General features: G+C 56.2%; 15 protein-coding genes and 1 pseudogene. 7 read left to right on the forward strand and 9 right to left on the reverse strand.

Annotated features, from left to right (window positions below):
• Nucleotides 1-86: 86 nt before the first annotated feature.
• Nucleotides 87-776 (reverse strand): hypothetical protein, encoded by a 690-nt coding sequence (locus KGB23_RS27840; RefSeq protein ID WP_223433365.1) that lies wholly within the window; start codon nucleotides 774-776, stop codon nucleotides 87-89.
• A gap of 602 nt (nucleotides 777-1,378) precedes the next feature.
• Here KGB23_RS27840 and KGB23_RS27845 point away from each other — a divergent pair.
• Complete coding sequence (locus KGB23_RS27845; protein WP_223433366.1) at nucleotides 1,379-1,678, forward strand: hypothetical protein; 300 nt, start codon at nucleotides 1,379-1,381, stop codon at nucleotides 1,676-1,678.
• A 38-nt stretch (nucleotides 1,679-1,716) separates the two neighbouring features.
• On the opposite strand, the gene KGB23_RS27850 is transcribed toward KGB23_RS27845, so the two are convergent.
• Nucleotides 1,717-2,604, reverse strand: a complete 888-nt coding sequence (locus KGB23_RS27850; RefSeq protein ID WP_223433367.1) for a DNA cytosine methyltransferase — start codon at nucleotides 2,602-2,604, stop codon at nucleotides 1,717-1,719.
• Between the two features lie 52 nt (nucleotides 2,605-2,656).
• Between KGB23_RS27850 and KGB23_RS27855 the strand changes: the two genes are divergently transcribed.
• Both KGB23_RS27855 and KGB23_RS27860 read left to right on the forward strand, forming a co-directional pair.
• Nucleotides 2,657-2,923: a hypothetical protein gene (locus tag KGB23_RS27855; protein WP_223433368.1), complete on the forward strand. Its 267-nt coding sequence runs from the start codon at nucleotides 2,657-2,659 to the stop codon at nucleotides 2,921-2,923.
• A gap of 110 nt (nucleotides 2,924-3,033) precedes the next feature.
• A complete protein-coding gene (locus tag KGB23_RS27860) occupies nucleotides 3,034-3,288 on the forward strand; it encodes a hypothetical protein (RefSeq protein ID WP_223433369.1) in 255 nt (84 codons plus the stop codon).
• A gap of 32 nt (nucleotides 3,289-3,320) precedes the next feature.
• Here the strand turns inward: KGB23_RS27860 and KGB23_RS27865 are convergent, their stop codons facing one another.
• Entirely contained in the window at nucleotides 3,321-3,917 is a 597-nt protein-coding gene (locus KGB23_RS27865; protein ID WP_223433370.1) for a hypothetical protein, read from the reverse strand.
• Between the two features lie 481 nt (nucleotides 3,918-4,398).
• Between KGB23_RS27865 and KGB23_RS27870 the strand changes: the two genes are divergently transcribed.
• The 3 genes from KGB23_RS27870 (at nucleotide 4,399) to KGB23_RS27880 (ending at nucleotide 6,061) form a co-directional block, all read left to right on the forward strand.
• Entirely contained in the window at nucleotides 4,399-4,530 is a 132-nt protein-coding gene (locus KGB23_RS27870) for a DUF1799 domain-containing protein (protein ID WP_263288767.1), read from the forward strand.
• A gap of 77 nt (nucleotides 4,531-4,607) precedes the next feature.
• On the forward strand, nucleotides 4,608-5,399 hold the full coding sequence (locus tag KGB23_RS27875) for a DUF6694 family lipoprotein (protein ID WP_223433372.1): 792 nt from the start codon (nucleotides 4,608-4,610) through the stop codon (nucleotides 5,397-5,399).
• Between the two features lie 233 nt (nucleotides 5,400-5,632).
• Nucleotides 5,633-6,061, forward strand: a complete 429-nt coding sequence (locus tag KGB23_RS27880) for a hypothetical protein (RefSeq protein ID WP_223433373.1) — start codon at nucleotides 5,633-5,635, stop codon at nucleotides 6,059-6,061.
• 52 nt (nucleotides 6,062-6,113) lie between these two features.
• On the opposite strand, the gene KGB23_RS27885 is transcribed toward KGB23_RS27880, so the two are convergent.
• Genes KGB23_RS27885 through KGB23_RS27900 form a run of 4 tightly spaced genes read right to left on the reverse strand, consistent with a single transcriptional unit; the run spans nucleotide 6,114 to nucleotide 9,168 of the window.
• Nucleotides 6,114-6,878 carry an ABC transporter ATP-binding protein gene (locus KGB23_RS27885; protein ID WP_046031503.1) on the reverse strand — a complete coding sequence of 255 codons (765 nt, stop codon included), beginning with the start codon at nucleotides 6,876-6,878 and terminating at the stop codon, nucleotides 6,114-6,116.
• 16 nt (nucleotides 6,879-6,894) lie between these two features.
• Nucleotides 6,895-7,605 carry an ABC transporter permease gene (locus KGB23_RS27890; protein ID WP_223433374.1) on the reverse strand — a complete coding sequence of 237 codons (711 nt, stop codon included), beginning with the start codon at nucleotides 7,603-7,605 and terminating at the stop codon, nucleotides 6,895-6,897.
• The gene (locus KGB23_RS27895) at nucleotides 7,602-8,330 is read right to left on the reverse strand and encodes an ABC transporter permease (protein WP_077431981.1); all 729 of its coding nucleotides are present in this window, start codon (nucleotides 8,328-8,330) and stop codon (nucleotides 7,602-7,604) included. The genes KGB23_RS27890 and KGB23_RS27895 overlap by 4 nt, the downstream gene beginning before the upstream one ends.
• Before the next feature lie 55 nt (nucleotides 8,331-8,385).
• Nucleotides 8,386-9,168 carry a transporter substrate-binding domain-containing protein gene (locus tag KGB23_RS27900; RefSeq protein ID WP_223433375.1) on the reverse strand — a complete coding sequence of 261 codons (783 nt, stop codon included), beginning with the start codon at nucleotides 9,166-9,168 and terminating at the stop codon, nucleotides 8,386-8,388.
• A gap of 460 nt (nucleotides 9,169-9,628) precedes the next feature.
• Between KGB23_RS27900 and KGB23_RS30530 the strand changes: the two genes are divergently transcribed.
• Nucleotides 9,629-10,030 carry a LysR substrate-binding domain-containing protein gene (locus KGB23_RS30530; RefSeq protein ID WP_223433376.1) on the forward strand — a complete coding sequence of 134 codons (402 nt, stop codon included), beginning with the start codon at nucleotides 9,629-9,631 and terminating at the stop codon, nucleotides 10,028-10,030.
• Nucleotides 10,031-10,034: 4 nt separating this feature from the next.
• Here KGB23_RS30530 and KGB23_RS27910 read toward each other — a convergent pair whose 3' ends face one another.
• Complete coding sequence (locus KGB23_RS27910; RefSeq protein WP_411741513.1) at nucleotides 10,035-11,423, reverse strand: DUF1254 domain-containing protein; 1,389 nt, start codon at nucleotides 11,421-11,423, stop codon at nucleotides 10,035-10,037.
• A gap of 504 nt (nucleotides 11,424-11,927) precedes the next feature.
• Nucleotides 11,928-12,406 (reverse strand): annotated as a pseudogene (locus KGB23_RS27915) (pyruvate kinase); the annotation flags it as partial.
• Between the last annotated feature and the right edge of the window lie 101 nt (nucleotides 12,407-12,507).

The raw sequence follows: 12,507 nt of genomic DNA on the forward strand, positions 1-12,507 counted from the left end.
TTTCGGGTAAGAGCTTCGTTGGCGCATGGAAATCCTGACGTTAAGGGCGATCGCGTCCGCTTAGAAATACGCGGACACCATCGCCCTTAATGCTGGAGTTCGGAAGGTGACTTCCCCAGCCGCTTACTAAGATTCGAAGTGAGGGCATAAAGCGCCTGTTTCAGCGCGTCTCTTCCTGACTGATCATCGCTGTAGCTTAGTAACAAAGAATCAGAAAACTGACTAACCATTGGGTCGCCAGGCCATCGTTCATCTTCCGGAACAAGTCCTCTGAGGGTTTCCGTAAATTTGCTGTAGCCCTGCATGCCGGCGAGGGCTTTCCCTAGCGCTAAAACGCGTTCGCTGTCGCCTTTGGCTGCATCTTCGACCGCATTTTTCCAACCGAGCACATCAATGAATGCGGTTATCCGAGTCTCAAATCTAAGCGACTCTTCGAACTTCGCCGCCTCTTCAGCAATTCTTATTTCCTCCAACTCTCGCTCATTTGCGCCGGCATCCCAAGCAACCTTCTGCGCGTCAACAGCCGCCTCCTCTTCATCCGTGTACTGGACGTAACAAGTAGTTCCGCCCTCGGCCAAACTCTTCACAAGCCCATAGCGCCTGCCGGGTTCAGCCTTCTCAATCTCTACAAGTTGCCCATCTACTTTTTTGAAAATGGGATAATCCCCTGCCAAATCCACGGTAACACCACCTCTCCGCTTATCCACGTCCCGCTCCTTTTTCAGATCCTCGTCAAGCACGGCTTCTACGGGGCCGATCAACTTTTGTACAGGCATGACTGTTCCTTTGCCGCTATAGCGGCTGACTTTGAAGGTGGGGAGGGGTTACTGCTGTTTGGCGAGTGCGCAGTTTCTTTCAATGATCTACAGCGAGGAAAAGGCAGCTATTCTCGAATTCATCGCCGGTCAATACGGGATCATTTTCCAAGTTGCCTATCAGAAGTTGCTCAGTTACACACCACTCCCTGGCCTAAAACCGGGGCCGAGGACGTAGAAGGATGCCGCCTTGGCGTCCATGGAAGAGGAACAACCCATGGCTAACGAGAAAGTTGTAGTGACGACCGACACCAAAAATGAAGGCATGTCGCCTGAGCCCGCACAGGTGCCGGCCAAAAAACCAGTTCCCAAGGCTCCCCCCAAACCTACAGGGGGAATGACCATTACAGCCGGGACCGCAAAGCCAGCCCTCACCGGCCTTAACGGATAGGAAACGTGGGGGGGAGGGCGACTGACAGGCGAGCTTGGGCGATGCTGGTGGAGAAGGTTATTACTGTTGGCCTTCGGCACCTTCGCGGGCTTGATAGACCTTGAGATTTTCTGTGGGCATGGGGATACCTCATGGGTAGCTATAGTTAACGATTCATGAGGAGGTAATTGCGATGGCTGTTTACAGCGTTACTGCAGCTAGACATGACAAAGACGGAAAGTTGATTGCGGTTCAGGGGCAAGAAACGCATGGCTACGTGGCCAACACTTTGCCGCAGGTCTCCGCAGAGTTGCGTGACTTTTCCGTAGCTGAGGTATTGGGGCTAATAGAGGGTGGAGATAAATTCCACCTAGTCTTCCGTTTGTCAGGAGCCCCCGTTGGCGCTGCATTGATAATCCCCGATGGCAATGGGTCGCTGACAGAGGAGCAGTGTATGCCTGGCAGGCGGATCGCCGACCTTCCTCCGTTCTGAAGGCGTGCCGGCCCACATTGGCCCGTCGGTATTGCCGATCACGCGGCTTTAAGCAGCGCCTCAATGATCCGCTGGCCGGCCAGCGGCGGTACCGCGTTGCCAGCCATGTGCATCGTCAGCCGATGATTGTCCGGGCGCTTCGTATCAGCCGGGAACGACATGGCCGCTAGCGCCTCGTTCGCTGAAAGCATCCGCATCTCATCGCCGCGCACCAAAGCCCATCGGTCTAGCGTGGTGATGGTCCCGATGGGGCGCTCCAGGCTGCGACCGGTCAGGCCCGAGCCGGATCCGTAGTAGGGCATGATAAACCGATCACCGAAGCGCTCCCGGCCATTCTTCACGCGGAGTAGCGTCGATTCAGCGCGACCAGGCTTCACAATCTTGCTCCACTTGCCCGCGTCGAAATCGATGAAGGATGAGGCTGGAACATGCCAGCGCTGGTGAAGCTGAAGGTTCAGCGGTGCTTTGCTGCGGGTGCAGACCAGAAACAGGCGCACGCGGTGCTGCGGCACTCCGAGATCGGCGCAATCGACCACATGTGGCGCCATCATGTAGCCGAGTGCGGCCATTGCCTGTGCCCAGGCGGGGTATAAAGCCCAGTCCGTGAACTCTTCGACGTTCTCGACCAGCACTACTTCCGGCCTGTGGAATTCGGCAGCCGACACCACTGCCCACGCAGTGGAGCGCGATGCGTCGTGCTGAGTATTCCCAGACTTTTTGCCGCGCGCCTTCGAATGACCCTGGCAACAGGGCGAGGCCAGCATGATGTCGTGCGCGGGGAGCTGCGACCAATCCGCCTGGTGCAAGTCCTGGCAGATGTGGATCGCTTCCGGGTGATTGGCGCTGTGCCATTCAACGGCGACCGGCCAGTGGTTGGCCGCCCAGATGACGTCGATGCCGGCGAACAAATCGATTGCTGTCGTCATAGAAAGTCCCGATGTTTAGGATTCTGGTTTTCAGGTGGTGGAGATCGGTCTTATGAAGGACTTCGTTCTATACGTTTCGTTGGTAACTGGTTTGCTTTCAGCCGTGTTCTGGACAATCTCGGCCTATGTGAAAGTAAAACCTGGTCCGGAGGTTCCAGATGAGAACGGCATGTATGGCGCTAGGCTGATTATCGATGGCGCGGACATAGAACCTACGATGCGTAAGCAGTCGATTTGGAACAGTCGGGCTGCGATTGCTGCAGCTTTAACAGCCGTGTTGCAGGTGGCTTACAACGCTTGGCCGTCAGCGACGTGCTGACGCGGTATCACCGTCATAGCAACCACATGGCATGTCGGTCTGCTGGCGTGATTCGTTGAAGTGGGGTATTTGTGTTCGGCCCGGCATGGAGCCGGATCAAGGAGATCGAAATGGTGTTAGTGGATAGGCCGTACCCAGTTGTCTATGAGCATCGAGGTGTTAAAGCGAAGATTGATTTCGAATGGGATAGCGACAGTGATTCCGTGCCAACAGGACTTAGAATCGCTGTTGAGATCAAAGAAAGGCAGGTTGAAGCAATCCGTGAAAATGCCAAGTACAACAGCTTCAATGAGGCGTTAGCCCGCGGTAAAGCATTGGCGAGGCTAGACATCGATTTGACTCTTGGGCCTGATCGTTCGGCTTGAAAACAGTACTCAGCGCAAAAGGTGAGGATGGATCAGGCGGTGATCCGCTCTCCAATCACCTTGGTCGTGAACGTCACTGAATACTCGGTGGTCAATTCGAATTGGCCGCCGCATGTATCGCAGTCCATGCTCTTGTCGCCGTAGTCCTCCGACTCAAGGTGCATGACTGTGGCGCAGTGTGGGCACTTGCATTCGTCCTGGCTGCGATAGTCCCACTCGTCGTAGTCGCTCTCGGCAACCTTGGCAAGCGCCTCCGCTTTGGCCTTCGCATCTTCGGCGTCTTGGCAGGGCTTGCAGGTAAAACCGTCCGGGTGACCCCACGGCGCTTCGGTGAGCTTCGAGCGGTGAGTGCTGCACAGCCGGCAAACGTTGCGCTTATCGCAAACAACGTAGCTCCAGCGCTCACCGTTGTCGTTGCACCTGGCGCAGCCCGACACCCAGTACCAGGAATCGTCGATTCGCTCGGCGTAGAGCCCAACCTCGGGCGGGTCCACGCGCACCTCGGGAAGTCCGTTGCGGTGCGGCACACCGTTCGAGGCGTAATTCCAAATATTGGTGTTGCCAGAGCGTGTGCGTTCTTTCCAGTCGCCGGAGATTTCCGGAATTAGGATCTTCGTGTTCTTGTCCACGGTGCATCTCCAGTCAGGCGCCGCCCTCCGTGACCGGTGGTGGCGAGAGTTGTGTTTGTGAGCTATTGCTTCATGGCCCGGCATTCGATCGGGTCAAGGAGGCAACATGGAATGCTTGATTTGCGGGGCGCCTGCGACTGAAAACCCAGCTCATGTCGACTTTCGGGAAATTCAGTGCTCAAGTGGATGCGGGTTATTCAGGATCAGCGGTGACTTGATCGCAAAAATGCGAGGTCGGATCTTTGATGTTGCGCCAACGCGGATTGCGCTTGAAAGGATGCCAAGAAAGGGAGATATCCCGTTACTGGGTCTACTCGACGAGGAGTTGCTGTACGTCCCCGGCACCGTGCCTCCCGGTGTTCGTTATTCGTCGTGACCGATGCGAAGGGCTTCGCGGTCGTAGGCGAGCTTCAATCTCCGCGACACTGTCTTCGATGCGATGAACACCCAGTGGCGTACAGGGGCGTGCGGCGCTACAGGAATGGACTACGGCGTCCTCTTGAACGTCATGTGTCTTTCCGGCGTTCCGGTAAAAGATAGGACTGCAATCTTCCATGATCTGCGCGGCATGGAGGCTGAAGCGCTCTCACTTATGTCCGATCGCTTCCCGTAGGATCATAAGTAAATCTGTTGAAGGCGACGCGATTATGGCCATTTGCTAAAATTCGTTTTTTGTTTGGAGGGAAACGGATGAAACGGATGTTGCTTATCGGACTGGCGGCAGCATTGATTGCTGGATGCGGGGACCCAAAACTGGATGCTACAACCGAGGCGACCTTACAAGAATCCTCAAAGAAAGTTGCCGAAAGGCTTTCTCCTGATGAAAAGAAACAGTTCGCTGCCGACCTGATGCTTGTTGCGTTGAGCAATCTGAATATTGGGAAAACGTCGCTTGTGGGAATGCAGCAGGACAACAATTTAAGCTTGGATGGGAAGACCGCTGCCGAAGTGAACACGATGGCGACAAGCATTCGTGCTGACAGAGAGAAGAAGCAAAAAGAGCAGGCTTTGCTGGAGATCAAGGAACTGCTGTCCAGAGCGGTGTCCGCTGAGACAGCCAAAGCCGAACTGACAAAGTTCGCCGTGTCGAGATCAAGACTTCTGGAGCAGGCTGAAAAATACTCGAAAATTCCTCAACCTGTCATCGAGTTAACTGTTCAGAACGGTACTTCCCACCCGATTTCCCGCGCTTACTTCAAGGGAACTATTGCCAGTCCTGAAAGAGCCATTCCATGGTTTGTTGACGCGTTTAACTACGATATTAGCGGTGGCTTGGAGGCCGGTGAGGGAGCTACTTGGCAGCTCTTGCCCAATAAGTTCGGTAAGTGGGGCAAGATTGAAGCTCCAGCAGGAGCAATTTTCACCGTCGAGGTCTACAGACTTGATGGTCCGGACGGCAAAGTACTTTTTGATGCTGGCGGCCTTAGTGAGAATGAGCAGGCACGATTGGATGCCTTGCAAAAGCAGTACGGTCCCATCTGATAGTTTCAATTCTTATGAACCCGCTCCGGCGGGTTTTTTATTGCCCGGAGGTAGGCATAAGGCCTGTCTCATGTCTCCGGATCAGGCTCAGTTCGCGTGAAAAGAGAGATAGTAGATGAGCACCAACTTTGCGTCCCTAGGCATCGAGGTCAAAGCGTCAGGCCGAGGCAAGACGGAAATCAGGCGCAAGCGCTACCAGCGAAATCGCCATCATCAGCCAACTTGACAAGGCGATGTCCGGCAACATCGACAGCATCGAGCAGTTGGTTCAGGCGGAAGGACTGCTTGAGCGCGCCCGCAAGGGTGGCCTGGCCAAGCAGATCGAGATCACTCAGCGTTTGCTCGACCCTCGCAAGGGTGGCGGAGTTGCTGGTGCGGCATCGAACGGCTTGAACTCGCTCAACTCGTTTCTGGGGCTGGGCGACGGTGAGAACGACGACTCGACCCCTGCACTAGAGGCCAAGCTTGCGGGCCTGAAGGCGTGGCAAGTGGCAAGCCAAAGTCTTACCGTGACCACTGGAGAAACCAATATGCATAACCATGAAGGTCAGCATGATGGGCAAAAAGAAGCGACATCTGAACATCGTTATGCGATCTGTTGGCAGCGGCTCGTCAGCGGCTACGGCATCATTGATTGCTCAGGTTGGGCGTGGGTGTTTTGAGGGTTGAGCCAGCACCTTCGAGCGACCCATCGGTCGCTCAAAGGCGCTCTTGCTACTTCAGGTTGCCGCTGAGGAATTGCTGCAAACGCTCGCTTTTAGGGTTGCCCAATACGTCCTCGGGCGCGCCCTGCTCTTCGACCCGCCCCTGGTGCAGGAACAGCACCTGGTTCGACACTTTGCGCGCAAAGCTCATTTCGTGGGTCACCATGATCATGGTGCGGCCTTCTTCGGCCAGGCCCTGGATCACCTTGAGTACTTCACCCACCAGTTCCGGGTCCAGGGCCGAAGTCGGTTCGTCGAACAGCATGATCTCCGGTTCCATGCTCAGGGCGCGGGCAATGGCCACCCGTTGCTGCTGACCACCCGAGAGAAACGCCGGGTATTGATCTGCAACCCGTGCCGGCAAACCGACCTTGTCCAGGTAGCGCCGGGCGCGATCCTCTGCGTCCTTCTTGCTGACGCCCAGCACCCGGCGTGGGGCCATGGTGATGTTTTCCAGCACGGTCATGTGGCTCCACAGGTTGAAGTGCTGGAACACCATCGCCAGGCGAGTGCGGATGCGTTGCAGTTCATTGGCGTCGGCCACGCGCATGCCGTGGCGATCATGAACCATTTGAATCGGCTGGTTGTCCAGGCTCATGGCGCCGTCGTTGGGTGTTTCCAGGAAGTTGATGCAACGCAGAAAGGTGCTCTTGCCCGAACCACTGGCGCCAATCAGGCTGATCACATCGCCGGTCTTGGCGTTTAGCGAAACGCCCTTGAGGACTTCATGGTTGCCATAACTTTTGTGCAGGTTTTCAACGGTCAGTTTGTACATGAACAAGCATCCTGAATTAGTGAGCCGGGCCGAGGAAAGACAGCCAGCGGCGTTCAGCCAGGCGGAACAGGCCGACCAGAGAGAAAGTGACTGCCAGGTAGATCAACGCGGCGAGACCGAACGACTGGAAGGTCAGGAAGGTCGCCGAATTGGCGTCCCGAGCGACTTTCAGGATGTCCGGGATGGTCGCGGTGAAGGCTACGGTGGTCGAGTGCAGCATCAGAATCACTTCGTTGCTGTAGTAAGGCAGCGAACGACGCAGGGCTGACGGCATGATCACGTAGGTATACAGCTTCCAGCCCGTCAGGCCGTAGGCCTTGGCCGCTTCAACTTCACCGTGGTTCATGCTGCGAATGGCCCCGGCGAAGATCTCCGTGGTGTAGGCGCAGGTGTTCAGGGCGAAGGCCAGAATGGTGCAGTTCATCGCATCGCGAAAGAACGCATCCAGCACGGGCTGAGCACGCACCGCGGCCAGGCTGTAAATGCCGGTGTAACAGATCAGCAGCTGAATATAGAGTGGCGTACCGCGGAACAGGTAGGTGTAGAACTGCACCGGCCAGCGCACCCAGACATTGGTTGAGACCCGGGCAATCGACAGCGGGATCGACATCACGAAGCCGAAGAGGATCGATGCGCTGAGCAGCCAGAGGGTCATGGCCAGCCCGGTGATGTGATTGCCGTCCTGGAACAGGAAAGGTTTCCAGTACTCCTGCAGTAGCTCGATCATCGCACGGCCTCCCGGGTGCCTGCGGCGTAGAAGATTTCCATCCGGCGCAAGACGTAGTTCGAAACGGTGGTTATCACCAGATAGATCAAGGCGGCCAGCATCAGGAAGAAGAACAGCTGATAGGAGCTCTTGCCCGCGTCCTGGGCCACTTTGACCAGATCGGCCAAGCCAATGATCGACACCAGAGCAGTGGCCTTGAGGATCACCATCCAGTTGTTACCGATGCCCGGCAAGGCAAAGCGCATCATTTGCGGGAACACCACTAAGCGAAAGCGCTGAGCGCGGGTCAGGCCGTAGGCGGTAGCCGCTTCCATCTGCCCTCGCGGTACGGCGAGGATGGCGCCACGGAAGGTTTCGGTGAAATAAGCCCCGTAGATGAAGCCCAGGGTAATCACCCCGGCGCTAAAGGGATTGATTTCGATGTATTCCCATTCCATGAAATCGGTAAACGAGGTCAGCCAGGTTTGCAGGCTGTAGAAGATCAGCAGCATCAGCACCAGGTCCGGCACCCCGCGGATCAGCGTGGTGTAGGCCTGCGCAGGGACGCGCAACAGTGCCGATTTCGAAAGCTTGGCGCTGGCGCCGATTAGGCCCAGGCCAACGCTCACCAGCAAGCACAGAAAGGATAATTTGACAGTCATCCAGGAGCCTTGCAGCAACAGCGGGCCGAAACCCTTAAGGCTAAAGCCTGACAGCCCCAGAATCTGCAATAGGTTTTCTAGCATTGAGCAGCCCTACGTCAATCAAAAAAGTGCCCATCCGGAAATGGGCGCAGGGTCATTATTTGCCGCTGTAGAGATTCAGATCGCCAAAGTGCTTCTGCTGGACGGCCGCATAGGTGCCATTGTCGTGCAGTGCCTGGATACCTTTGTTCAGCAAGGCCTGGAGCTCGGCGTTGCCTTTGGTGAGACCCACGGCGGTTTTGGCTGGCAGCAGGGGGCTTTCGACCGGCTCGCTGACTTGGAAGTCGGCGCCTGGTGGTGACTTCAGGAAGCCCAGTTCGGCTTGCAGCATGTCCTGGATTGAGGCATCGAGGCGTCCGGAGATCAGGTCAGCGTACACCTGGTCCTGGTTGGCGTAGGCCTGGGTTTCTACCCCGGCCTTGTCCAGCACGGCCTTGGCGTAGGCTTCCTGGATGGTGCCTTGCTCGTAGCCGACTTTCTTGCCTTTGAGGGAGGTCGGATCGATGCCGATGGCCGCGCCTTTCTTGAATACCAGCGCGGTCGGGCCAGAGAACAGCTCGCTCGAGAAATCGATGACTTTCTCACGCGCGGGCGTAGCGGTCATGGAAGAGATCACGCCATCGAACTTGTTGGCTTTGAGGCCGGGAATCATGCCGTCGAAGTCACTTTCGACCCATTTGCACTTGACCTTCAGCTCAGCGCAGATCGCGTTGCCCAAGTCGATATCGAAGCCCACCAGGCTGCCATCGGCGGCCTTGGATTCGAACGGCGCATAAGAGGGGTCGACGCCAAAACGCAACTCCTTGTACTCCTTGGCCAGCGCAGAACCGGCAGCCACACACAAAGCCAATGCAGAAAGGGTGAGAAATGCTTTTTTCATTATTTTATTCCCAAGGACCATCGAAAGCGCTTGTGCCGCAAGAGCGCGTGTACTGCGTGGCAACATGTCTTATGCACACGCAGATACTTGTACAGACAAGCATATGCAATCACCCGGCCAATTCGCGGATTGGGTGTTTGAGAATGCGCGTACAGCGCTCTGGGATGGGCTTGGCAGGCAGGTGAGCGCAGGGGGAGGCATCCCGCGAGGCTGTTACCAAAGCCGGTTTTTACACCCGTCTGGGGTATGCGGTAACAAAATGTGAGATTAAGGGCGCCGACTTTACTGGCTCAATCCTTGATGCCCCAGCAGCATCGACGGTCAGAATTCGGAAACTCGCTCGGCATCTTTTCCGTCTACGCAGGACCTTGAGGAGGCCGTGGGGGCTCAGCTCTACATACGCAACCGTCGAGGCGTTACGCCTACGGAGCTTGGTCGGGCCTTTGTAGATCGCGGCCGAATGGTGCTTGCCCAGCTAGACCACCTTTCCCAAGCAATTGATGCACTTGGCAAGGGGCATGCAGGGCGTGTTGCCATAGGAAGTGTGTTAACGGGATCAAGTTATCTTGTGCCTGCAGCGATTGCACGACTTTGGAAAAACCGACCCAGTGTCCGCATTAAAATTGTCGAGGGCGTGAGCGGCGAACTGATACCTCGACTTATCTCGGGAGAACTGGACTTCCTGATCGGGAGGCTTTCCGATGTTGGCTCAAGTGTTGCTGTCTCTCAGGAGGCTCTTTTTAGCGCGCTTTTTAGCTGTGGATTCAACCGACCCACAGTGGCCGGTCAAGGCCTCTTCGAAACCCTAACGCCCCGGTTCAGCGGCGGCGCGCCAGCGCCGTCCGCTGCAACCGGTCGTTAGGTGTTCAATTGATTTTAACGATCGCGGGCGGACTCCACGTTCCTTTGCCAGGAGGCAGGACGGAAGGGTTTTCCGCCTTCGGCCAGTACAGGCGCATCACCATGTAGATCAGATCATTCGGTGCGGGCAGCCAGTTGCTTTCCTTGTCCGTGCCGGGTGAATCCTTCTGAACGTAGAGCGTCAACGAGCCGTCTGCATTCTTCTTCATGTCGGGTAGCATCGGCGAGTTGATGAGGTAGCGATTGATCGGGTTTTTAATCAGCAGTTGCGACTTGCCGTCGTACATGGTCACCGACCAGAAGGCGTTGACCGGCGGGAGCTGTCCTGCGGGAAAGGTGATGGTGTAGTTGTGCTTGCTGCCGTCAAGCGGCGCGCCATCGGACAGGATCTTGGCCATCGGATACGTAGCCTCTTCGGCGTCGTTGGCATAGATGCCCGCTTTTGCGATGGCGGCACGCTTTAGCCAATCACCATCGTAGAACGCGGCATCACCGCCGGAACTCACGATATTCCAACCATTGACCTGCGTGCCGAGATGATTCACCGCATCCTGGACCTTCGTATGTCCAGCCTGCATGCCCTCAACCACTGCGGCCTTTTGCTCGGCGGTGAGATCCTGGAAGTTGAAGTCCTTGCCGGCGCCAATGCCCATACGAGCCAGCTTCGTGCGGATCGCCACTTCTTCCGGTGTGGCCGGGGCAAACTGTAATGCAAAGCCCAGATACTTGAAGAAGTCGGTCTTCACGAGGTCCTTGTCGAACTTAGGAAAGTCGATCGCCGGCGCGGCAGGCGGCGCAGGCTGTTTGAGAAAAGCCGATAGCGGCTGAGTCGCATAGCCGGACTGGATCTTTTCGACGTTTGGCATGTCCGCCGGATTGTAGAGCTGGGTGCGAAAGATCACGAAGAGGAGTTGTGTTTGGGAACGAAACACCTTCTTGATTCCCGGCGGGGTCACGCCCTTCCAGTCTGGGCCGACCACCATGTAATAGCCGGCTTCGCTGCCGGTGGTACGGCTGCCGATGTAACCGAAGTTGTTGGTGTTGTTATCGATGAGCTGCACCGAGTAGTACCGCGGTTTCTCCACCGCCGGTACCGATAGCACGATCGGCTCGCTACGCAGGTCCATGAACATCAAGGAATACGGCGTGTCGCTGTTCGGCGAGACGATGGCCGTGTCCTTGTAGCTAAAGACATTGTGCATGCTGTGAATGTGGTTGAACGGCGCCTTGTACTGGCCGGAGTTCTTGTCCACGGCGTAGTCGTACATGGTCGCGTAGTTCATCACGATGGGTAGACCGTAGATGTAGCCTTCCTCGGCGATGGCTTTCGTTTCGGCGGGAGTGATGTCCGCTGCTTGGGCGAGCGTAAATCCAAAGGACGCGAGCAATACCATCGCACAGCCAAATGTTCTCGGTAGTGTGGTTATCATGAACCTGAAACTCCATTTTTCGAATTAGATGAGTAAGTCGGTCAGCTAACTACTAATCAGGCGATATTCAATGTCGCGTTTGCTCACGACTTGATATCGCATAACGCTCCTTGTCTTGCTGTAAGTCTTTGTTTTTCCTGAAATTTGTCTGAGAAAGCGCGACACTGATCGAGGAGAAACAAGACGGATGGCAAGCTCAGACTGCTCGGTCAGTATAAGCAGCAAATCAAACAACGCTGCTTGAATGACATCAACCAGTCCTCTGACTTCTGGCCGGTAGCGAATTTTCGTGCCAGCCAGCATGGCTAGACACTGATATGTATCACAGCGCCCCCCCTTCGGACGCCCAAGGCTCCCCAGCGAAAAACTTTTCCGAGCCCCGTAATGAGTTGGAAAGGTCTGACAGTAGGGTTCGTTTTGAGTGCAAAGGACCAATAACCTTTTCCAGGCGCTACCGACTGGCTGCTTCGTGGAGCAGACTTCATCCACCTGCCGCAGGCGGTCATTGACCACCGAGTGCACACCCCACGCCACCGTCAATCGGCGAGCGGTTTGCAGGTTCGGCGTCAGGTTGAGGATCGGCACCGTCGGCCGTTCCCGCGCCGCACGCAAACCCGACGCGTCGGACTCGCTGTAATTGATCAGCACCGCCACCGGCAGCACGTTACTGATTCGGCGAATGGCGCAGCTGATCGCATCGGAAACAGTCGCCTCAGCCTTTGGTCGGCTGACGTCGAGTTGAGTCTGATAGTCCGGACCGTTTTCCACCTGGCGGATGATCTTGCTCATCATCTGCACGGCTTCGAGCGGGTATTCGCCGGAGGCGGTTTCTGCCGACAGCATCGCCGCGTCCGCACCTTCGGCCACGGCGTGGCCACATCGGTGACTTCGGCGCGGGTTGGTGCCGGTGAGAAGCGCATCGACTCCAGCAGCTGCGTCGCCACCACCGGTCTCTAACAGCTTTTTAATCCCGCCTTTCGATGATCTGTTCAGCTATATGTACGAAAAACTGAATAATTAAATCTTGATCGTATTTAACGAAAGCCCG

The sequence above is a fragment of the Pseudomonas sp. GL-B-26 genome, from assembly GCF_019947405.1.
In the GTDB taxonomy this organism is placed as follows: Bacteria; Pseudomonadota; Gammaproteobacteria; order Pseudomonadales; family Pseudomonadaceae; genus Aquipseudomonas.